Here is a 21,225-nt window from a genome sequence, read left to right on the forward strand (position 1 = left end):
GAAAAGACCGAGTGGGTTAAGTCCTCTCGGTCTTTTGTTGTTTCTTGAGCAAAAACGAAACAGTTTGTGTATTGCAGCGTACATATTAGTGATAAGGAAGATTCAAGGAAAGGAGTGAAAGATGATGTTTGTAGAAAACTTATCTGCCTTTCTGACTCATCCCGTAACAGCGACGGTATTATTAGTGGTTGGGATCATTGGAATTGCATTGGAACTGCTTTTTTTCAGCAGTGGATTGCTCGCTTTAGCGGGGGTAGCTGGCTTTGCACTCTATTTTCTTGGGTTTTATTTAGCTGGTTTTGCTGGTTTCGGTGACATGGCTGTTTTCGGAATCGGGTTACTTCTTCTTATCCTAGAATTGGTCGTTCCGAGTTTTGGGATTCTAAGTGTGTTAGGTGCAATATGTCTATTTGGTGGGGTTCTGATGGCTTCTTCAGATCCCACGCAAGCCGCGATAATGCTAGGTATCGCCTTGTTGTTAGCAATCGTTGCAATCTCCTTCGCGATCAAAACCTTTAAGCACCGCGGTATTTGGAACCGTTTCATACTTAAGGAGCAGCTAACAACGAACAAAGGATTTACGTCCAACCCAGATCGATCCTATTTGATTGGAATGACGGGAGAAGCGATTACTCCGCTGCGCCCGGCAGGAACGGCAATCATTCACGGTGAGCGTGTGGATGTGGTGACGAATGGCAGCTTTATTCCCAACGGAAGGAGTATAATCGTTCTGGATGTAGAAGGAGTTCGCGTTGTAGTACGAGAGTCGGATACGAAGTAAAGCGGAGAGACTTTGAACTACGCGTCCAAAGATCCCAAAGCGGAGAGACTTTGAACTACGTTCAAAGATCCCTATATTAGGAGGAAAAAAATGAATTTAGAACCAGGATTATATTTGGTGTTGGTTGCGGCCATCATTATTATTGCGCTTTCGGTATTGCTGAGTGTTGTACCTGTCATGCTTTGGATTTCGGCGCTTGCTTCCGGAGTAAGAATTAGCATTATTACTTTAATTGCCATGAGGCTTCGCCGCGTGACTCCGAGCAGGATTGTTAATCCGATGATTAAGGCTACTAAAGCGGGTATTGATTTAAGTGTCAATCAGCTTGAAAGCCACTTTCTTGCAGGCGGTAACGTTGACCGGGTTGTCAATGCTTTAATTGCTGCTCACCGAGCGAAGATTCACTTGGAGTTTGAGCGTGCAGCGGCTATTGATCTAGCGGGGCGGGATGTGTTGTTAGCGGTTCAAATGAGTGTAAATCCACGTGTCATTGAGACACCTAATGTTTCTGCAGTGGCTAAGAACGGCATTGAAGTAAAAGTTATTGCCAGGGTTACGGTTCGAGCCAACATTGACCGGCTTGTAGGGGGCGCGGGCGAGGAAACGATCATCGCACGTGTAGGTGAGGGGATTGTTACTACAGTGGGTTCCAGTGACTCTCACAAAGATGTTCTAGAGAATCCGGATTTAATTTCTCGAACAGTTCTGGGTAAAGGATTGGATGCCGGAACGGCTTTTGAAATATTATCGATTGATATTGCAGATGTGGATGTAGGTAAAAATATTGGCGCCCATTTACAAACGGAACAGGCCGAAGCCGATAAGCGAATCGCACAGGCTAAAGCCGAGGAAAGACGTGCTATGGCTGTTGCTGCCGAGCAAGAAATGAAAGCCAGAGTCGTAGAAATGCGTGCGAAGGTTGTCGAATCGGAGTCGCAAGTACCACTTGCGATGGCTGAAGCACTTCGAAATGGTAAACTAGGTGTCATGGACTATATGAATCTTAAAAATATCGATGCTGATACACAAATGCGTTCTTCCCTTGGCAAAATTAATGATGGCAAGAGTGAGAAAGAATAGTAGTTTTGAAGAGGTGATCAGATGGAACAGCTCATTGGAATTTTGTTAAAGAACTGGTATCTGGTTATTGCAGTACTTGCCTTTTTTTATCAAATTCGAAGTAAGAGCCGGCGAACGAATCAGGAAACCAAGGCGAGGCCAGGAATGCCATCCTTTGGTGATACCCCTAGTGGCGCTACGCGACCGGTAGCAGCGAAGAAACCCGAGCAGAAGGGGTGTGGTTCGACCTTGCAATCGGGACGCGTGCAAGGCGAGTTTGGCCGTTCTAACAAAGCCAAGGCAGTCTCGACTATGCCTAATCAGAAAGCATCTCCATTCGGCTCGCCTACACAGGTTATTCAGGAAAACTCGCCTATTTATGCAGATGCGATTTCTACGCAAAGTCCATTTCCAGAACAACCGAGTCAAGATCAGCTCCTGCAAGGAATTTTGTGGGCAGAAATTCTAGGCCCGCCTAGGTCTAAGAAGCCTTATCGCCGATAAAGTATGTAAGAACGCCCTCTCGATGGATCGAGAGGGTGTTCTTTGTGTTACAGGTTTTTCACATAAAACTGGCTCTCTCCGCATAATTTGGTAGAAAGTCTCTGCGCTTTTTCTGTATTCATGATCATCTAGTTAGAGGGGGTACTCCCAGCTATGCGTCGCTTGACCCGCAAATGGAACCAGTTCACGGCCAAAATCCTTGATCTTCCTCAGGATGTGGTACAGGACTTGCCGCGAATTACGATGATCGGCAACGTACAGCTTTATGTAGAGAATCATCGGGGTGTACTTCATTTTTCAAGTGAAAATTTAAAGCTCGAATTAACGAAAGGAACGCTCGAAGTGTTCGGAAAGCAATTAGTCATTCGAGCTATTCTTTCAGAAGAAGTGTTTATTGAAGGCTTGATCGATCATGTGAAATATGAACCATAGATGAATGAATGGACTGAGAACAGGAGGCTGAGTCATGAAACAATCCCTTTTCATTGCTCGTTTGCGAGGTTATGTGCGCATCCAAATACGAGGTGAAGGTTCTGAGCGATTAATTAATCCCATGATGGAGAAGGGCTTCTCCATATGGGATATTCAAGCAGGAGATGGGGGAAAGCTTGAGCTTTTTATCCTGATCAAAGACTTTTTCAAACTTAGACCGCTCCTGAAACGGACAGGCTGCCGGGTGCATGTTACCGAAAGGCACGGGCTGCCTTTTTTTATGGACAGACTGGGCCGGAGAAAGGTTTTTTTTGCAGGCATGACTGCTTTCATCATAGGTCTCTACTTATTGACTTCGCTCGTATGGCAAGTTAGTGTGGAAGGGAACGATCGTATCTCTGAGGCAGAAATTTTACAAGCTGCATCCAAACAGGGCATACATACGTTCCAATGGAAGTTTAAGTTGAAGAAAGCTGAGGAATTATCGCGCGAAATTCAAGGCATGCTGCCGCATGCGGCTTGGGTTGGTGTCGAAATTCGAGGTACGCATATTACGATCAAGGTTGTTGAGGCAACCATTCCTGACAAGGGACCACTCATGAATCCTCGGAATTTGGTTGCTGCCAAAAACGCGCTCGTTACCGAGATTTTATCAGATAAAGGCAAACCTATGGTGAAGCCGAATACGTATGTGCGAAAAGGGGACGTGCTGATCTCCGGAACCATTGGCGATGAACAAAATAGCCAAGTAGTCGTTGCAAGTGGTAAAGTAAGGGGCATCGTTTGGTATACCTCCCGAATCGAAACTCCGCTAACGAAAACCTATAGGGTATATTCAGGTGAAGCTATGACTCGCAACTATCTTGTATTTGGGACAAGGGCCCTGCAAGTAAGCGGTTATGGCAAGCAGAAATTCGAGCAGTTCGAAACAATTCCGGAGCGTAAAACGCTGGCTTGGCGGTCTTTTTCACTTCCCCTCGGTTGGCTTCATGAAAAGGTGTTGGAGGTTCATATTGTAGAGGAACCTATTGATCCAGTGATTGCTAAAAAGACGGGATTAGAGCAGGCAAAAGCTAAATTACTTGCAGCCGAAGGAGCAGATGCTAGAATTGTCGGCGAAAAAATTTTGCATGAAAAAACAGAGAATGGTAAAATTTATATAGACGTGCATTTTGAAGTCGAAGAAAATATCGCCGAAGAACAACCAATTGTGATACGAGGAGAATGAGGCCTGTTGGTAGAATACGCGCAATCTGTGAAAATTACATTAAAAAATCCGGTTGAAGGACTGGCCTTGTTCGGACCGCAAGATAAATTCTTGCATGTCATCGAACGGGAGATTCCTGCACAAATCTATACACGTGAAGCCGAAATAACGATACAAGGGTCTGCTGCGGAAGTGAACTCACTTCAGCAGCTTTTTGAGGTTCTCTTACAGCTTATCCGTAATAATTATACGTTGACAGAGCGGGATGTTTTGTATGCGGTTGAACTTGCGAAGCAGATGAAAACCGACCAATTGCTTGATTTGTTCAAAGGTGAAATTACGACTACACATAAGGGTAAGCCAATACGTGTCAAAACGATCGGGCAACGGAAGTATGTCGAGACGATTAAGAAGAAAGATATCGTCTTCGGCATTGGACCCGCAGGAACTGGTAAAACCTATTTGGCTGTTGTACTTGCCGTGACGAGGCTTAAGGAAGGTGCCGTCAAAAGGATTGTATTAACACGTCCTGCTGTTGAGGCAGGAGAAAGTCTAGGCTTTTTGCCAGGGGACTTGCAGGAAAAAGTTGACCCCTATTTACGCCCATTGTATGATGCTCTTAATGATGTCCTGGGACCTGAGCAGGTAGCCAAGTCATTAGAACGAGGACTTATTGAGATTGCACCTCTGGCTTATATGCGCGGGAGAACATTAGATGATTCTTTCATCATTCTGGATGAGGCGCAAAATACAACGCCTGAACAAATGAAAATGTTTCTGACAAGACTTGGTTTCGGTTCCAAAATGGTGATTACCGGTGACGTTACGCAAATTGATTTGCCTCGTGGCAAATCGTCCGGTCTCGTGGAAGCAAACCGCATTCTCAGCGGTATCGAGGAACTTGGCTTTATTTATTTTGATGAGCAGGATGTGGTTCGACATTCACTTGTTCAGAAAATCATTGTTGCGTACAATGCTGAAAATGATAAATAACTGAGCAAGGTTGTTAGGCAGAGAGGAATGACCTTCCGTGAAGAAAAATGAAGTGCAAATGAGAGGCAAATTTCATTACCAGCTGAACGGATGGAAATACAGTGCAGGTATACGGGTACTGTTGTTTCTCTTGCTGGCTTTAATTTTTTATATGTCCCTTTACGTCAAGCTTGTGCCTCAAGTTTATGATATTGTGTTAGGAACGACGAGTGAAAAAACCATTTATGCGCCTAGACAAATCGAAAATGCAGTTGCTACTGAACAAGCGAAAGAAGATGCGGCTAAGCGCGTCCAACCCGTTTATCGCATTGTAAATCTCAAAAATGATACGCTTATTGATGTTATTTATGATAAATTATTGCAAATTAATGCGGATGAAGAAGTGAAATTTGATGACAAAGTCAGCATTTATCGCCGTGTTATTCCGCAGCTAATCAGCGATACGCAAAATCAATCTATTAAATCACTTCGTATCAGCGGTCAATATAACGATTTATTACTTGAACAAATTGGGCAGGGGCTTGCCGAACAGAATTACCCGCTGCCGGAGGAAACTTATTTTAAGCTTCCAAGGTTGACCAAGGATGACTTAGCGGCCATGCGTCCTGTGACGAAAGACATCGTTAACAAGTTGATGAATGATCAAATCTTGGATGCGCAGACGGCCCGAGCTAAAGTCGCTGAGCTGGTGAATACATCTAACCTGACGAAGAATACTTCCCGTGAAATGCTTACCGAAATCGCGAGAGCCCTCATAACGCCGAATAAATTTTTTGATCAAAAGGGTACCGAGGATGCCAAAGGACAAGCTAGAGAGAGTGTGAAACCGGTATACATCAATAAGAATGATGTTCTCGTTAAAGTCGGGGATGTCATAACGGAAGAGATATACGCTAGGCTGGATAAACTAGAGCTTTTGAAGGACAAAGCGAATTACTTGCCGCAATTAGGGCTCTGTATTCTTTCGGCGCTCTTGTCTTTCGCTATTTATATGTTTGTCCGACAAAGCACTTTGCCGATCAAGTACAATAATTCTCAGCTCGTGATGCTCATTCTTATATTTCTTATCAATGTTATTGGAATGAAATTGATCTCTCTCGTTCAAAATCTAGATTATCCTTATATTGGTTATCTAGCTCCGACCGCGTTAGGAAGTATCCTGATTGCCATTTTACTGGATGCTCCGCTAGCGTTCATTGCATCGGTCTTATTCTCCTTAATGGCTAGTATTATCTTTAACACGGAGCATGTGCTGCTTTTTGACTACCGTTTCGGATTAGTTAGCTTGGCTATTTGTTTTACTGCAGTGTTTACGATTCAAAGGGCAAGCCAACGGGCTACCATTCTAAAAGCAGGTCTCATGATTGCCTTCTTCTCCATGTTGACGATTACATCGATGCTGTTGATGGAAGATCATTTTCAAAAGAAAGAGGCCCTTCTGTCGCTTTCTTTCGCGGCTGCAGGCGGATTGTTAACGGTCGTATTCGTTATTGGGCTGCTGCCTTTTTTCGAAGTCGCATTCGGTATTCTATCACCGCTCAAATTGGTGGAGCTCTCTAATCCGAATCATCCGTTGCTGCGCAAGCTGCTTACGGAGACGCCAGGGACCTATCATCACAGTGTCATGGTGGGCAATTTATCGGAAGCTGCTGCTGAATCCATCGGAGCCGACGGGCTGCTGTGCCGAGTTGGTTCTTATTATCACGATATTGGCAAGACCAAGCGCCCAAGCTACTTTATTGAAAATCAAACGAATATTGAGAATCCGCATGATCGAATTGATCCCAATTTAAGTAAGTCCATCATCATAGCGCACCCTCGTGATGGTGTTGAAATGCTTAAGGATTATAAAATGCCTAAGCCGTTGCGTGACATTGCCGAGCAGCATCACGGAACGACGCTTTTGCACTATTTCTATCATAAAGCAATAAAACAAGCCGAGGATGAGGGCAGTGAGAAAGAAATCCGCGAAGAGGATTTTCGCTATCCAGGGCCCAAAGCCCAATCCAAAGAAGCCGCCATTGTGGGTATAGCGGATAGTGTCGAGGCTGCTGTTCGATCACTTCGTAATCCGACGCTAGAACAAATCGATTCTATGGTGCACAAAATTATTAAGTCCCGATTGGATGACGGCCAATTTAATGAGTGTGATCTTACGCTCAAAGAGCTCGATAAGATTGCCAAAACATTAAACGAAACCTTGCTAGGAATCTTCCACTCCAGGATAGAATATCCAAGTGAGCTAGCTCCAAAGAAGTCAGGGGCTTGATGATATCTATGATCAATTAAAGGAGGGCACAGTATGGCAAGTATGGATTTAACGTTAGAGTGGAGCAGTGAGCAGGAAGTGAAAGAAATCACGCCTGCTTTTATAGAAAAGCTTGAAGAGCTGCTGCGTTTAGCAGGCAAGCTTGAAGGCGTTACAGAGGGGGAAGTTGCCCTTACATTCGTAGACGATGAAGCGATTCAAGAGCTTAATAAACAGTACCGTGACTTAGATAAACCAACCGATGTTCTTTCGTTTGCAATGAGTGAGTTCGGAGATGATGAAATTCAGATCAACTACGAGGATAATGGAGATGGCGACTTAGAAGATCTTCAAGACGGTGAGACGGTGTCTGAAGGGTTTATTGAGCCATTAGGCGATATTATTATTTCGGTTCCACGTGCGATTGCTCAGGCCGAAGATTATGGACATTCCGTTGAGCGTGAGCTCGGATTTCTATTCGTTCATGGGTTCCTTCATTTGATCGGCTATGATCACCAAAGTGAAGCGGAAGAAAAGATTATGTTTGCTAAGCAGGAGGACATTTTGCAGAAGGCAGGTTTGACCCGCTAATGTCGGACGGCTTCCGTAAATGGCGCAGGAGCTTCCGGTATGCCTATGAAGGAATCAAATATGCTTTAGATACGCAGCGCAATATGAAATTCCATTTTTGCGTTGCTTTTCTTGTTTTGTTGGCAGCGCTTTTTATCCATCTGCCCAAAACGGACATTTTATTTATTCTGCTTGCAGTAACGCTAATGATTGTTACTGAGCTCATCAATACGGCTGTGGAGAAAACAGTGGATTTGGCTATGCCAGATCGCCATCCGTTAGCCAAAATTGCGAAGGACGTCGCCGCGGCGTCCGTATTGGTGTCTGCAGGTTTTGCAGTGATTGTTGGCATGATAGTATTCTATGAGCCGATTGATCACTTACTGCGAAATTCCAGAATGCAGGATAATCCTGTATCCGCAGGAACGATATGGGTCCTTATTGCCCTTGTTGTATTGACAGTTATCGTGATTGAAACGCGTTTCTCGGATAGAGGGAAATTAGTACGACCTAGTTTATTGACGGCAATTGCCTTTGCGATTTCTACTGTCATTACGATTTTCGTCTCCCAAACAATTGTTGCACTGCTTGCATACACGCTCTCTGCCCTTATTTTTATTATGCTGTATGACAAAAGAAAGCGGCCATTTCCAGCACTAATTCTTGGAGCGCTCATTGGCATCATGGTGACAATCCTCGCTTTTTCCTGCCTTAACATGCTATAACGTTAATATAAAATGAAAGTAGGTTGATGATTATGAATCAACAAGAACTCATTCAACACGCGAAAGAAGCGATGAAAAGAGCATATACGCCTTATTCAAATTTTCAAGTTGGTGCGGCGCTTCTGGACGCGAACGGTCAAGTGCATTATGGATGTAATGTAGAAAATGCCGCATATGGACCGACCAACTGCGCTGAGCGAACAGCATTGTTCCGTGCAATCGCGGATGGTCATAAGGCAGGTTCCTTTCAAGCAATAGCGGTTATGGGGGACACGGAAGGCCCAATTACCCCATGTGGTGTATGCCGCCAGGTATTGGTAGAACTATGTCCACCGGATATGCCCGTTTATCTTGGCAATATGAAAGGTGATTTTGCAGAAACGACTGTGTCTGCCTTATTGCCGGGTGCTTTCACAACGAAAGATTTGCATGCAAATGGAGGATAACTAGAAGTGGCTAAAAAAGAATTTAAATCAGGCTTTGTCGCTATCATTGGACGTCCGAACGTAGGGAAATCAACACTGATGAACCAAATTATCGGACAAAAAATTGCTATCATGTCAGATAAGCCTCAGACAACAAGAAACAAAATCCATGGGGTTTATACATCCAATAACGGCCAAATTGTTTTCCTGGATACGCCTGGTATTCATAAACCGACTTCCAAACTAGGCGATTATATGAGTAAAGTGGCGCATGGGACGCTTGGGGAAGTGGATGCGGTCCTGTTTTTGGTTGATGTTGCCGAGGGGATTGGCGGCGGTGACCGCTATATTATCGAGCAGCTAAAGCATGTTGAAACGCCCGTCATTCTGGTGTTAAACAAAATAGACCTTGTTCAGCCTGAAGCGCTGCTGGCGATTATTACAAATTACAAAGATTTGTATAACTTTGCTGAAATTGTGCCGGTTTCTGCCCTTAAAGGTAACAATGTTACAACACTGTTGGAACAAATTGTTCGCTACTTGCCAGAAGGTCCGCAGTACTACCCAGCCGACCAAATTACGGATCACCCGGAACAATTCGTATGTGCTGAACTCGTGCGGGAGAAAATCTTGCACTTGACGCGAGAAGAAATTCCGCATTCCATTGCCGTCCAGATTGAAGACATGCGTGTCGAGTCCAATGGTGTAGTCCATATTTCAGCCGTCATATTCGTGGAGCGAGATTCGCAAAAAGGTATTGTCATTGGCAAACAAGGAAGTTTACTGAAAGAAATCGGCAGGCAGGCTCGCCGTGATATCGAGACACTGCTTGGTTCCAAAACTTTCTTGGAGCTATGGGTTAAAGTGAAGAAAGACTGGAGAAATCAAGACAGAGTTCTGCGTGATCTTGGCTTCCGTCACGACTAACAGATTTTTCCCTAACAGTTCCAGTTTTTTTATCGCATAGAGAAGCTTCCTCTGAGCATCCTAAGAACATCACGTTCAATGGGGAGGATGCTGAACATGAAAGATTTTTCGTGGACGTATTTTTCAAAGACCGGTGATGTAGATGCCTATCTGCTGTACAAACAAGTTTCCGGAGAACCTGGTATGGACACGGATGTACAGGAAGAGGATCAAAGTAACGAAGAGCCGCTCGAAGGTCTGAATATGTAAATTCATATTCATTAGCTCCTATGTTCAGAGCGGCATTCATGGGGGAAGTCATTTGCTGCGCAGCGTACAGGGGATTGTACTCCGTAGTATGGACTATGGAGAGGGAAACAAGATTATTAGTTTATTCACCCCCGAGTTGGGTAAGGTTGGTGTCATGGCTCGGGGCGCTAAGAAAGTGAAAAGTCGACATGCCGCCGTTACGCAGCTTTTTACGTACGGCGATTTTGTTTTTTTCAAACAAAGAGGTCAGATGGGGTCTCTGAATAGTGCTGAGATTATCGAAGCCCATCATGCTTTGCGGGAAGATTTACATATGTCTGCGCATGCTTCCTATTTGGTGGAGATGACAGACCGAATGCTTGGTGACGAAGAAGGCAGCACTTATATATTTGAGCAGCTGAAAGCTGGATTAATGGCGATTGAAGAGGGCAAGGACATGCAGATCGTCGTTCACCTCTATGAAATGAAGATGTTTGATCTTGCCGGTTATCTTCCAGTGACAGATGCTTGTGTCTCCTGTGGAGAAACGTCGGGGATTACGACCTTTAGCCCTGCAATGGGCGGGACTTTATGTGCTCGCTGTCGATACAAAGATGCTGCGGCTATTCCTATTGGTGAAGGAGCGCTTAAGCTTCTGAAAATATTTCCTCGCATGGATATGCGCAGACTTGGTGCTGTACAAGTAAAGGAAGAGACAAAGGCGCAGCTAAAGACCTGTATGCGAGCATATATGGATATCCATGTTGGTGTTCAGTGGAAATCCAGAGGCTTTATTGAGCAAATGGAAAAATACAATATATAGTGCTATTGTCTAATTTGACATGTGATTTCGGCTTTGATATGATGTGGTGGAAATCACCTCGCCCTTGTGCTGTCCGCATATCGGTGAGGTTTTTCTCATGTTTTTCGTTCTGTTCTCGTCTACTTTACATACTAATGTCTAATGTAGGGCCTCGTCCCTGCTGAAAGGGGCTAAGGGAAATGGACCACCCACTACCTACTCGTGTATATGTTGTTTCGGATTCTGTTGGGGAAACGGGAGAATCTGTCGTTCGTGCCGCTGCGATGCAGTTTCATCCTGTACCGGTTGAAATTATGCGAGCTCCATTTATCCACGATTTTGAAGGAATAGATAAAGTCATCAATGCGATTAGAATACACGGCGGAATTGTCGTGTTTACTTTGGTTATTCCTGAATTGCGTGATGATCTGATTGCCAAGGCGAAGCAATACGATATCCCGCATATCGACTTGCTTGGACCTGTTGTTGCTACCTTAGGGCAAGCATTACGTCAAGAACCGCGCAGGCAACCGGGAATGATTCATCCCCTCGATGAGGATTATTTCAAGAAAGTTGAAGCTGTTGAATTCGCAGTCAAATATGATGACGGTCGAGATTTTAGCGGTATACAAAAAGCAGACATTATTTTATTGGGCGTCTCTCGTACGTCCAAAACACCCTTATCTATGTACTTGGCGCACAAAAGATTTAAAGTCGCTAATGTTCCATTGGTACCTGAAATGCAGCCGCCTGCAGCTATTTATACGGTTCCGAAGGATAAGATCATTGGACTGCGGATCGACCCTGATAAATTGAATGTCATTCGCCAAGAACGGCTGCGGACACTAGGGCTTGCAGAAAATGCAACCTACGCCAATGTAGAACGTATTAAAATAGAACTGGCTTTTGCTGACAAAATTATGAGCAAAATCGGTTGTGTTATCTTTGATGTTTCCAACCGTGCCGTTGAGGAAACAGCAAGTTTAATCATGGACCATATCGAACGAGTGCAGTAAGGTTTTATGTTATTCCTTGCAGGATTTTTTACAAGTCCATCGTATATAATAGTACGGTGAGATTTCGTATAGAGAGCAGGGCTGAAGTGTATGCGAGCGAGAAGTATTATCGTTGATGCCGATGCTTGTCCGGTAAAATCCGAAATTGAGCAAGCAGGTAGGCAGTTTGGTGTACAAGTTGTGCTAGTTGCTTCTTTCGATCATCGGATGAAGGAGAACCCTGGCGTCAAGGTCGTTCAAGTGGACCGTTCCGATCAGTCTGTCGATTTATATATTGCCAATCAGATTCGGCAAGGTGATATTTTGGTGACACAAGATTTTGGACTCGCCGCCTTAGGATTGGCTAAGGGATCTATTTGCTTAACGAATCGAGGGCAGGAATATACCGATAGTTCGATTGATTTTCTATTGGATCGTCGCCACGTATCGGCGAAAATGCGCAGAAGCGGAAAGCATTCGAAGGGACCAAAACCTTTTACGGAAGCAGATCGTCAAAATTTTCTACATGGTTTGACAAAACTTTTGAAAAATTTGCAGGAAATCGAAAACAAGTAGCGAATAGTAATTAGTCGGAAAAGCGACCTGAATTGTAGGTGGATTAAAAATGAGGTACGGACGCATACCTGAAGAGGTCATTGAGGCTGTACTTAAGCGCCATGACATTGTTGATGTCATAGGTAGGCACGTACATTTGAGCAAGCAAGGGCATTATATGAAGGGGCTATGCCCATTCCATTCTGAGAAAAGTCCTTCATTCACTGTCACGCCAGAAAAACAAATTTATCGTTGTTTTGGTTGTAATGTGGGCGGGAATTTGATTCGATTCGTAATGGAAATCGAAGGACTTAGTTTCTCCGAGGCCGTTAGCAAGCTGGCTGAAGAAGCCGATATCCCCATCACATGGGAAGAAGCAACTGAGGAGCAAACTGAGCAGCAGCAAGAGAAAGCAACCTTGTTAAAAGCTTATGATTTTACTGCAAAATTGTATCATTATATTCTTGGCAATACGGAACAAGGCAAAGTGGCTAAAGGATATTTGGCCTCAAGAGGAATATCGGATAAGCTGATCGATACCTTCCAAATTGGTTATGCGCCAGCCATGTGGGATACACTCGTTCAACAGCTAGATAAGCGAGAGTTCGACTTAGCCCTAATGGAGAAGGGCGGCTTAATCTCTGCCAAACACGAGAGTAACGGCTATGTGGATAAATTCCGGGAACGCATCATGTTCCCTATTTGCGACTCTACTGGCAAAGTTATCGCATTCGGGGGCAGATCGATGGGCGATGCGCAGCCCAAATATTTAAATAGTCCGGAATCTATTCTTTTTAATAAAAGTCGGACGATGTACAACCTGCATCTAGCTAGACCCAATATGCGTAAGCTTCAACAAGCTGTTCTCTTTGAAGGCTACGTGGATGTCATAAAAGCATGGGAAGCGGGAATTAGTAATGGTGTCGCCACGATGGGGACAGCATTAACGAAGGAACATGCTGCTCTGCTGAATCGCAATGCTGACCAAATCGTTGTTTGTTACGATGGGGATAACGCGGGACAATCAGCTGCTTTCAAAAGCATTCCTATTCTGGAAGAGACAGGCAGCCGAGTCACGGTAGCCATGCTGCCAGATGGCAAAGATCCAGATGATTATGTTAGAAATTACGGTTTTGACCGATTCGTACGGGAGATTATTGAGCCAGCCGTACCATCGATGAAATATAAGCTATTGTACATCCGTAAAAATTTTAAGTTGCATGAGGACGGTGACAGACTTCGTTATCTGCAATCCGCTGTGAAATTAATCAGTCAGCTTCAATCTCCGATGGAACGTGAACATTATTTGAAACAGTTGGCTTCTGAATTCCCGGAATCTTCGTATGAAGCGATGAAGTTAGACCTTCACGAAATCTTGCTGCAATCGGAAAAAAACCGACCAGAGGGGGATAATAAACCAATTCTGTGGAATAATGTTATGAATAATGGGAGAACAGCGGAACGAACACTCAAAAAATCACCTTCGCTTTTACCCGCTTATCATAATGCAGAACGGTTAATATTAGCGGTAATGATGCATGACCGTGAGGTCTGCTCACAAGTGGAAGCACAATTAGGTGATCAATTCAATGTTGAAGCTCACGCAGTCTTAGCTGCTTATTTATATGCTTACTACGCTCAGAATGCTGAGCCGGATGCAAGCCGATACATTGCCATGCTGCAAGACGAACAGCTGGAGAGCTTGGCTAGTTCCATTGTTATGATGGGTGCTGGTCATGGAATGAACGAACAAGTGATTGACGACTATATTCGCCAAATTCGCAAAGTTCCAATGCAAGAAGAAGTTGAACGTAAGAAAGAAGAACGAGTTCGCGCTGAACGCGCGGGCGATCATCTAAGAGCTGCACAAATTGCTACTGAAATTATTGCCCTAGAAAAACGATTGAAGTCAACTTAGAATTACTGCAATGACTAGGGAGGAGGGAGTCCGTACCATGGCGAATGATCAGCGTACAGAACTAGAGACAGAATTGACCCTGGACCAGGTGAAAGACCAGCTTATTGAGCAGGGGAAAAAGCGGTCCTCACTAACTTACAAGGATATTATGGAGAAATTAGCTCCCTTTGATCAAGATCCTGAACAAATCGATGAGTTTTTCGAACAGCTTTCGGAGCAAGGGATCGACGTAGGGAACGAATCCGATGAGGATTCCATGAATCCAGAAGAAAATGAGCGCGATGAATTTAACTTCGATGATGATCTGGCTTTACCGCCAGGGATTAAGATTAATGATCCAGTTCGGATGTATTTGAAGGAAATTGGTCGAGTACCGCTTCTTTCCGCGGAAGATGAAGTAGGGTTAGCCAAACGGATTGAAAATGGGGACGAAGAAGCGAAGAGACGTTTAGCAGAAGCTAACCTTAGACTCGTCGTCAGTATCGCCAAAAGATATGTAGGTCGTGGCATGCTGTTCCTAGATTTGATCCAAGAAGGAAATATGGGGCTTATTAAAGCTGTTGAAAAGTTTGACCATACCAAAGGATATAAGTTTAGTACGTATGCAACTTGGTGGATTCGTCAAGCGATTACCCGTGCCATTGCTGACCAAGCGAGAACGATTCGTATTCCGGTACATATGGTCGAAACGATTAATAAACTGATCCGTGTTTCCCGTCAATTGCTGCAAGAATTGGGGCGTGAACCTACGCCGGAAGAGATTGCCAAAGAGATGGATTTGAGCACAGATAAAGTTCGTGAAATCATGAAGATTGCACAAGAGCCTGTGTCGTTGGAAACACCGATTGGTGAAGAAGACGATTCCCACTTGGGAGATTTCATTGAGGATCAAGAAGCGTTGGCTCCAGCTGATGCTGCCGCGTATGAGCTTCTGAAGGAACAGCTTGAGGACGTTCTAGATACGTTGACGGAAAGAGAAGAGAATGTACTTCGCTTGCGTTTTGGCTTGGATGATGGACGTACACGTACACTTGAAGAAGTAGGCAAAGTATTCGGTGTTACACGTGAACGGATTCGTCAGATCGAAGCTAAAGCTTTGCGGAAGCTGAGACACCCTAGCCGCAGCAAACGATTAAAGGATTTCTTGGAATAAAGACGCTGTGAGAGGGCCCTGCCATATTCGGCGGGGTCTTTTTTTATTGTAAAACTACTACTAAAGGCTGAGCATGAAATCACCGATAAAGAAGCTAGGAAGGTGAGCGAATTAATGGATGCAGAGAAACGAAAATTAATTGTAAGGGAAATCCATCATTGGCGCAGAAGCAAATTGCTCCCAGAGCATTATTGCGATTTTCTAATGAATTTGTATGTGGATGAATCAACACCTAAACCTGCTTCATTAATGGGGGTATCCGCATCCTCGGTAGCAAACAGTAATTGGAAAATATGGTTGGTCATTATGGCGGTGATTGCCGCTCTGACCTTATCTGCTCTTAATTTTAACTCTTTTGGATTGCCAATGCAAATTGGAATTTCCACGCTTTTTGTCATCATTTGTTATGCTTTTGCATACAGGCAGAACCAGAAGGCACCTGTTGTTTCTTATTTGCTTTGCGGTGTTTCTTCGATTGCTTTGCTTTTTCTTGGTTTGTATTTATTAGATTTCTATGATGTGAGTTCTGCTAATGCTTATATTGGTTATTTAGCTTTTTGTAGCAGTGTCTGGTTGTTTAATGGATTAGTAGGCCGTATGGCCATTTTCCAGATATGCGGTTGGCTGGGGCTAGTTGGTACGTACGGGTGGCTATTGCTGCACAAGCTGAACAGTCCTGGATGGTTCTCACTTGAAATTAGTTGGATTCCGGTTAGTATTGTACTTATATGGATGGCTTGGCTTGCGCATCATACGAATAAGCAGGCAGCTAGTGTGCTTCTGTTAGTTGGAATTATCGTTTGGTTTGCACCTGAAGCGATGACGTTTCTAACAGATGTAAATATGAGCTCTCGTCTTATTCAATTATCGTTTACGGGAAAGTTAGTTTCTGCAGGCGTAGCATTATTTTTGCTGCGTAAAAAATGGGTAGAGTGGGTAATGTAACATATGGTGAAATTATCGAAAAGATTGCAAATGATAGCAGATCGAGTTCCTTTAGGATCAAAAGTAGCGGACATTGGTTCCGATCATGCCCTATTGCCAACGTATTTGGCACAACAGGGTATTATTTTGTTTGCTGTGGCCGGCGAGGTGAATCCAGGGCCATTTGAAGCAGCAACACGGCAAGTTCTTGAAAGTGGATTGTCCAAGAAAATTAGTGTTCGTTCCGGTGATGGACTCGCTGTTATCGAGACAGGAGAAGTGAACGTCATTACGATCGCCGGAATGGGCGGAAGTTTGATGGCTAGTATTTTGGAAGCCGGAAAGCATAAGCTCCAAGGCGTTTCTCATCTCATTTTGCAGCCTAATGTTGGTGAAGATCATGTGCGGCGTTGGTTGCTGGAGCAAGGCTGGAAGCTGGAGTCCGAAACGATTCTAGAAGAAGATGGTAAGATTTATGAGATATTGACAGCCATAGCAGTACCTGATGAGGAAAAACGGACATTGGAGGCTCTTTACAATGAACGTCAACTGCCAGGTGAAGTGAGGGTTTCGAAGGAACGCTTGCTCCAAATGGGGCCATACTTCATCAGCGAGGCTCCAGAAGTATGGTTCACCAAGTGGGAAAGCGAACTGAAAAAGCTCGCCATGATTAAAGGGCAGCTCCAGCTATCTTCCGCTGAAGCATCTGCAGCGAAGGCGGAGCAGGTCAGTCAAGAAATAAAGGAAATAAAGGAGGTACTCGCTTGTTTGCAAAAGGTCAAACCGTAATCCAACTGTTTGAGCAGCTGGCGCCTAAGCATTATGCGATGCCTGATGATAAAATAGGTTTACAGCTAGGGTCTTTGCAGAAGGAAATCCAGAAAGTCCTAGTTGCTTTGGATGTCACTAATGAAGTAGTTGAAGAAGCGATTCAGCAAGGTGCTAATCTTATTATTGCTCATCATGCGATTATTTTCAGACCGCTCGCTCATTTGCAAACAGATACGCCTGCTGGTCGTTTATATGAAAAATTAATCAAGCACGACATCGCTGTCTATATCGCTCATACGAATTTGGATGTGGCGGAGGGCGGCGTGAACGATATGATGGCCGATAAGCTCGGTTTAACCGAGCTTACTCATCTAGAGGATGTGCACACGGAGAAGCTACAGAAGTTGGTTGTTTTCGTCCCTGAGACGCATCACCAGGCTGTGCTGGATGCCCTATTCACCGCGGGAGCGGGGGGAATCGGGCAGTACAGCCACTGCAGCTTCAACATCCCCGGAACGGGGACGTTCCTGCCGCAGGAAGGGACGCACCCGTTTATCGGGGAAGCAGGCAAGTTTGAACGCGTACAGGAAGTACGCGTTGAGACCATCGTAACCGCCAGCGTCCAGCGCAAGGCGGTTCAGGCTCTATTGAAGGCACACCCCTATGAGGAGGTGGCCTATGACCTCTATCCGATGGACCTCAAGGGTAGAGTGTTCGGTCTGGGCCGCGTGGGCAAGCTGCCCGCGGCTGCGACGCTTCGCGAGCTGACGGAGCTCGCGAAGCAGGTGTTCGACGTGCCGGCGGTGCGCGTCGTCGGCGATTTGGAACGGCCCATCCGCAAGGTGGCCGTTCTGGGGGGCTCTGGCGGCCGCTACATGCGGCACGCCTTGTTTGCCGGCGCCGATGTGCTGGTCACCGGCGACATTGACTACCACACCGCGCACGATGCGCTCGCGGCGGGGTTGACTTTGATCGACGTTGGCCATAACGTCGAGAAGATCATGAAGCGCGGCGTGGCGGATTATCTCGCCGCGCAGTTGGTTAAGACGGACACGCAGGTGCTGGCATCCGAGGTGAATACCGAACCATTCCAGTTCCTGTAGGGATGGTGATTTATTAACTTGCTGAGTTGCAATTGGTATTAGAGGAAACGAACAGCAGTTGTATTTCGAAGGCATTCCTAGTATACTAGCAAATGCGCCGGAAAGTTTGACAGACAATCGCTGGCTGTGGGTAAGCCACAGCGAGAGGAAAGTCCGGGCTCCATAAGGCAGGGTGCTGGATAACGTCCAGTCAACGCGAGTTGAAGGATAGGGCCACAGAAATGGACCGCCGATGGTTTCCCGCAAGGGATTCACAGGCAAGGGTGGAACCGTGGTGTAAGAGACCACGAGGTTCTATGGTGACATAGATCCTGGTAAACCCCACTTGGAGCAAGACCTAGAGGAACGCAAGCCGCTTTCGAGGCGGCAGTCTTAGCCTGAGACGCGTTCGGGTTGGTCGCTTGAGCTGTGCAGCAATGTATGGCCTAGATAGATGATTGTCACTTCAATGGTGGCAGGGGACAGACGCCCGCTATGACCACTGGAAGTACAGAACCCGGCTTACGGCAAACTTTCCATACTGTCGGTTACCCGCAAGGCTTAGGCTTTGCGGGTATTTAATTTGTCTGGAAGAAAGTTAAGAGTCTCCAGAAGCTTCTATTTTCCCAAAAATGGCTAAAGACACGGAATAAGAGTCCCTACAAGAGACTCTTATTTAACTTTAGAGAAGGAGCAGCGGGACTTGTACTTACTTCAGAAAATCCGTATTTAAGAATACTTGGAGAGGCTCCGGATCCCGCGGATCGTAGAATTGTCCATGTACGTTCCACGCCAAATATCATAAAAGTGGATATTAACTAAAAAAAGGTTGATCAGCTCAGAGGCTGACCAACCTTTTTTTTAATAGGCATACTTTTTCGTAATAAGATGCAATTGACGAGATAAGCTTTGTGGAAAGAAAGAAACCTGCTTTGAGCTTTGTTCAGCCATATTCACAGCTTTCACAACATCAATTAAACCAAAGCCGAAATATTTATCTCTTCCTTTAGTACCAAGATCTTGTGCAGATTGTTTAATAATTTCGTAAACTTCCGTGTTTTTCAAATTAGGATTTGCCGATCGAACCAAGGCTGCCAACGCCGTGACATGAGGGCTAGCCATTGATGTACCTGACAACGCGGCATATTGGTTGTTAGGATACGTACTTGCGATACTGACACCTGGAGCCGTTACAGCAATATAGTCGCCATAATTTGAAAAAGGTGCTTTGTTATTCTGAGAATCACTCGCGGCTACAGCTAACACTTCGGGATAAGCAGCTGGATAACCAGGTCTTTCTGTATTGTCGTTACCGCTCGCCGCGATGAGTGCCACATCTTTATTGTAAGCATAACGGATGGCGTCGTGCAGAAAGCTTGAATCCGCGTAATTGCCAAGGCTTAGATTAATGACCTTAGCGCCATGGTCGGCAGCCCATATGATACCTTGAGCGACTGAATAGGTACTGCCTGCTCCAGTTTGGTCTAAAACTTTGACCGGTAATACTTTGTTATACCATGTCATACCTGCTACTCCAAGATTGTTGTTAACTAATGCAGAGATAACTCCAGTAACATGTGTGCCATGTCCGACATCATCCTGTGGGTTGTCATTGTCACTAATCACGTTATAGCCAGGTAAAAGCTTATTATTCAGATCAGGGTGCTTCAAGTCAGCTCCTGTGTCAACAACGGCGACAATTACATCTTTCGAACCGCGAGTTAATTGCCAGCCCTGAACGGTCTCGATGAGGGGCAGGTTCCATTGATACTTACTGTATAAATTATCATTAGGCATAAAATTAGTCGTTATATCTGTCGCTGACGATGACGATGTTCCTGAATCGGTTTGACTGGAACTGGAATCATCTTTATTCGAAGCTTCTTCTTGATCGTCATAATAATCATTTGTTAAATAGAGGAAATGAGGCTCCACATAGAGGACATCCCATTTCTTGAAATAAGCCATTAATGCTTTGGCTTCCATGCTCTCCGTACGGAATACATACGTATAACCAAGTTTTTGGGCGGAAATGGCTTTTATTTCGTTTTTGATTTGTGTTAGCTGAGTCTCCGTTGGATCCTGCTTGAAGCGGACCACAACTTCATTTTGATGATAGTGGCTTGTTCCTTGATTATCTTCAGGATGATCGACGACTTTATCTTGTAAAGTGTCCGTATCCACAGACTCGACTTTCCATCGATTTTCGCTAGGGTATGGCTCTAGGCGCAAGTTTTTCATTTGGTGATCTGTTACTTGATAAAGAACATCCTGATGAATAACACCTATTAGCGAGTTGTCTCTATTGGTTGAAGGGGTGCCCTGAACGAAATAAACATGCTGCGCAGCACCGAATTTAGGGGATTGATAATGTTTTCCTTCATCGACAGCTATTTTAGCTTCCTTTAAATAGGAGGTGGCCTGTTCTTTATAAGAACTCGGCATTTCACCTACAGTAATCCCTTTTTCCAGTGGTTGACTTTGCTTTGACCAAATAAGCACATCCATTTTTTCATGCTCTTTTTTCATTTCGCTCAGCACGTTTAATACGGGCTCTCCGCTATCAATCTTGCTAAGCATTCGCGCATAATCGATGGAACATTGGCTTCTACATAGATCATCCGTCAGTTTAACATCCTGTTCAAGAAGAGATAACTTTGCAGTGGTTTCGTACTTTGTACTGTACACTTCAGGTCCAGGTGGGTTCTCTTTATTTGAATGTTGAGGGAAAAGGATAATGCCTAAACCAAGAACTAAAGTCATAGATGACAGGTAACGCCACATAAACAGCTCCTCCTTCTAAACTTGCTTAGTATTCCGCTGACGAAACGAATTACCTTTGACTAGGGTGAGGCGCGGAGGATTGTTTTATACATGGAAACTGGAGTTTTACATATACCACTTCGGGTTAATTTATGGTAGGATA

General features: G+C 44.8%; 21 protein-coding genes and 1 other RNA gene. 21 read left to right on the plus strand and 1 reads right to left on the minus strand.

All coding sequences use genetic code 11. The annotated features are described in order from the left end of the window. The first annotated feature begins 121 nt into the window (after positions 1–121). From G519_RS43515 to rnpB, 21 genes are all read left to right on the plus strand, one after another. The gene (locus G519_RS43515) at positions 122–781 is read left to right on the plus strand and encodes an NfeD family protein (RefSeq protein ID WP_084160221.1); all 660 of its coding nucleotides are present in this window, start codon (positions 122–124) and stop codon (positions 779–781) included. 90 nt (positions 782–871) lie between these two features. After that, a complete protein-coding gene (floA, locus tag G519_RS0117940; protein ID WP_036633322.1) occupies positions 872–1,861 on the plus strand; it encodes a flotillin-like protein FloA in 990 nt (329 codons plus the stop codon). A 21-nt stretch (positions 1,862–1,882) separates the two neighbouring features. Continuing rightward, positions 1,883–2,344, plus strand: a complete 462-nt coding sequence (locus G519_RS0117945; protein ID WP_029195883.1) for a hypothetical protein — start codon at positions 1,883–1,885, stop codon at positions 2,342–2,344. A 153-nt stretch (positions 2,345–2,497) separates the two neighbouring features. Next, entirely contained in the window at positions 2,498–2,776 is a 279-nt protein-coding gene (gene yqfC, locus G519_RS0117950) for a sporulation protein YqfC (RefSeq protein ID WP_029195884.1), read from the plus strand. A 34-nt stretch (positions 2,777–2,810) separates the two neighbouring features. Then, positions 2,811–4,004: a sporulation protein YqfD gene (gene yqfD / locus G519_RS0117955; protein ID WP_029195885.1), complete on the plus strand. Its 1,194-nt coding sequence runs from the start codon at positions 2,811–2,813 to the stop codon at positions 4,002–4,004. A gap of 6 nt (positions 4,005–4,010) precedes the next feature. Further along, entirely contained in the window at positions 4,011–4,976 is a 966-nt protein-coding gene (locus tag G519_RS0117960; RefSeq protein ID WP_029195886.1) for a PhoH family protein, read from the plus strand. Positions 4,977–5,034: 58 nt separating this feature from the next. Continuing rightward, positions 5,035–7,245, plus strand: a complete 2,211-nt coding sequence (locus G519_RS0117965) for an HD family phosphohydrolase (RefSeq protein ID WP_036633340.1) — start codon at positions 5,035–5,037, stop codon at positions 7,243–7,245. A gap of 42 nt (positions 7,246–7,287) precedes the next feature. Continuing rightward, positions 7,288–7,815 carry an rRNA maturation RNase YbeY gene (ybeY, locus tag G519_RS0117970; protein ID WP_029195888.1) on the plus strand — a complete coding sequence of 176 codons (528 nt, stop codon included), beginning with the start codon at positions 7,288–7,290 and terminating at the stop codon, positions 7,813–7,815. Continuing rightward, positions 7,815–8,519 carry a diacylglycerol kinase gene (locus tag G519_RS0117975; protein WP_029195889.1) on the plus strand — a complete coding sequence of 235 codons (705 nt, stop codon included), beginning with the start codon at positions 7,815–7,817 and terminating at the stop codon, positions 8,517–8,519. The genes ybeY and G519_RS0117975 overlap by 1 nt, the downstream gene beginning before the upstream one ends. A gap of 32 nt (positions 8,520–8,551) precedes the next feature. Further along, positions 8,552–8,965 (plus strand): cytidine deaminase, encoded by a 414-nt coding sequence (gene cdd / locus G519_RS0117980; protein ID WP_029195890.1) that lies wholly within the window; start codon positions 8,552–8,554, stop codon positions 8,963–8,965. Positions 8,966–8,971: 6 nt separating this feature from the next. Further along, positions 8,972–9,871, plus strand: coding sequence for a GTPase Era (era, locus tag G519_RS0117985; protein ID WP_029195891.1), 900 nt, complete (start codon positions 8,972–8,974; stop codon positions 9,869–9,871). 96 nt (positions 9,872–9,967) lie between these two features. Further along, a complete protein-coding gene (locus tag G519_RS49055) occupies positions 9,968–10,120 on the plus strand; it encodes a YqzL family protein (protein WP_082562144.1) in 153 nt (50 codons plus the stop codon). Between the two features lie 52 nt (positions 10,121–10,172). Beyond that, positions 10,173–10,922, plus strand: coding sequence for a DNA repair protein RecO (gene recO / locus G519_RS0117995; protein ID WP_029195892.1), 750 nt, complete (start codon positions 10,173–10,175; stop codon positions 10,920–10,922). 179 nt (positions 10,923–11,101) lie between these two features. Continuing rightward, a complete protein-coding gene (locus tag G519_RS0118000; protein WP_029195893.1) occupies positions 11,102–11,917 on the plus strand; it encodes a pyruvate, water dikinase regulatory protein in 816 nt (271 codons plus the stop codon). Positions 11,918–12,007: 90 nt separating this feature from the next. After that, entirely contained in the window at positions 12,008–12,472 is a 465-nt protein-coding gene (locus tag G519_RS0118005) for a YaiI/YqxD family protein (protein ID WP_029195894.1), read from the plus strand. A gap of 49 nt (positions 12,473–12,521) precedes the next feature. After that, positions 12,522–14,369, plus strand: coding sequence for a DNA primase (gene dnaG, locus G519_RS0118010; RefSeq protein WP_029195895.1), 1,848 nt, complete (start codon positions 12,522–12,524; stop codon positions 14,367–14,369). 37 nt (positions 14,370–14,406) lie between these two features. Further along, on the plus strand, positions 14,407–15,522 hold the full coding sequence (rpoD, locus tag G519_RS0118015; RefSeq protein ID WP_028558036.1) for an RNA polymerase sigma factor RpoD: 1,116 nt from the start codon (positions 14,407–14,409) through the stop codon (positions 15,520–15,522). 102 nt (positions 15,523–15,624) lie between these two features. Further along, positions 15,625–16,467 carry a hypothetical protein gene (locus G519_RS0118020; protein ID WP_127527915.1) on the plus strand — a complete coding sequence of 281 codons (843 nt, stop codon included), beginning with the start codon at positions 15,625–15,627 and terminating at the stop codon, positions 16,465–16,467. Between the two features lie 3 nt (positions 16,468–16,470). After that, complete coding sequence (locus G519_RS0118025; RefSeq protein ID WP_029195897.1) at positions 16,471–17,235, plus strand: tRNA (adenine(22)-N(1))-methyltransferase; 765 nt, start codon at positions 16,471–16,473, stop codon at positions 17,233–17,235. Continuing rightward, entirely contained in the window at positions 17,211–18,320 is a 1,110-nt protein-coding gene (locus G519_RS0118030) for a Nif3-like dinuclear metal center hexameric protein (RefSeq protein WP_029195898.1), read from the plus strand. Before G519_RS0118025 ends, G519_RS0118030 begins: the two co-directional genes overlap by 25 nt. 101 nt (positions 18,321–18,421) lie before the next feature. Next, an RNA gene (rnpB, locus tag G519_RS47650) (RNase P RNA component class A) lies at positions 18,422–18,839 on the plus strand. A gap of 321 nt (positions 18,840–19,160) precedes the next feature. Here the strand turns inward: rnpB and G519_RS43520 are convergent. Further along, positions 19,161–21,083 carry a S8 family peptidase gene (locus G519_RS43520; protein ID WP_036633323.1) on the minus strand — a complete coding sequence of 641 codons (1,923 nt, stop codon included), beginning with the start codon at positions 21,081–21,083 and terminating at the stop codon, positions 19,161–19,163. Between the last annotated feature and the right edge of the window lie 142 nt (positions 21,084–21,225).

It is taken from the genome of Paenibacillus alginolyticus DSM 5050 = NBRC 15375, assembly GCF_000422905.1.
GTDB classification, from domain to species: domain Bacteria; phylum Bacillota; class Bacilli; order Paenibacillales; family NBRC-103111; genus Paenibacillus_E; species Paenibacillus_E alginolyticus.

Coding starts and splice junctions, on each gene's coding strand:
- G519_RS43515 (WP_084160221.1), top strand. CDS start 122: ATGATGTTTGTAGAAAACTTATCTGCCTTTCTGACTCATCCCGTAACA.
- floA (WP_036633322.1), top strand. CDS start 872: ATGAATTTAGAACCAGGATTATATTTGGTGTTGGTTGCGGCCATCATT.
- G519_RS0117945 (WP_029195883.1), top strand. CDS start 1,883: ATGGAACAGCTCATTGGAATTTTGTTAAAGAACTGGTATCTGGTTATT.
- yqfC (WP_029195884.1), top strand. CDS start 2,498: ATGCGTCGCTTGACCCGCAAATGGAACCAGTTCACGGCCAAAATCCTT.
- yqfD (WP_029195885.1), top strand. CDS start 2,811: ATGAAACAATCCCTTTTCATTGCTCGTTTGCGAGGTTATGTGCGCATC.
- G519_RS0117965 (WP_036633340.1), top strand. CDS start 5,035: ATGAGAGGCAAATTTCATTACCAGCTGAACGGATGGAAATACAGTGCA.
- ybeY (WP_029195888.1), top strand. CDS start 7,288: ATGGATTTAACGTTAGAGTGGAGCAGTGAGCAGGAAGTGAAAGAAATC.
- G519_RS0117975 (WP_029195889.1), top strand. CDS start 7,815: ATGTCGGACGGCTTCCGTAAATGGCGCAGGAGCTTCCGGTATGCCTAT.
- cdd (WP_029195890.1), top strand. CDS start 8,552: ATGAATCAACAAGAACTCATTCAACACGCGAAAGAAGCGATGAAAAGA.
- G519_RS49055 (WP_082562144.1), top strand. CDS start 9,968: ATGAAAGATTTTTCGTGGACGTATTTTTCAAAGACCGGTGATGTAGAT.
- G519_RS0118000 (WP_029195893.1), top strand. CDS start 11,102: ATGGACCACCCACTACCTACTCGTGTATATGTTGTTTCGGATTCTGTT.
- G519_RS0118005 (WP_029195894.1), top strand. CDS start 12,008: ATGCGAGCGAGAAGTATTATCGTTGATGCCGATGCTTGTCCGGTAAAA.
- dnaG (WP_029195895.1), top strand. CDS start 12,522: ATGAGGTACGGACGCATACCTGAAGAGGTCATTGAGGCTGTACTTAAG.
- rpoD (WP_028558036.1), top strand. CDS start 14,407: ATGGCGAATGATCAGCGTACAGAACTAGAGACAGAATTGACCCTGGAC.
- G519_RS0118025 (WP_029195897.1), top strand. CDS start 16,471: ATGGTGAAATTATCGAAAAGATTGCAAATGATAGCAGATCGAGTTCCT.
- G519_RS43520 (WP_036633323.1), bottom strand. CDS start 21,083: ATGTGGCGTTACCTGTCATCTATGACTTTAGTTCTTGGTTTAGGCATT.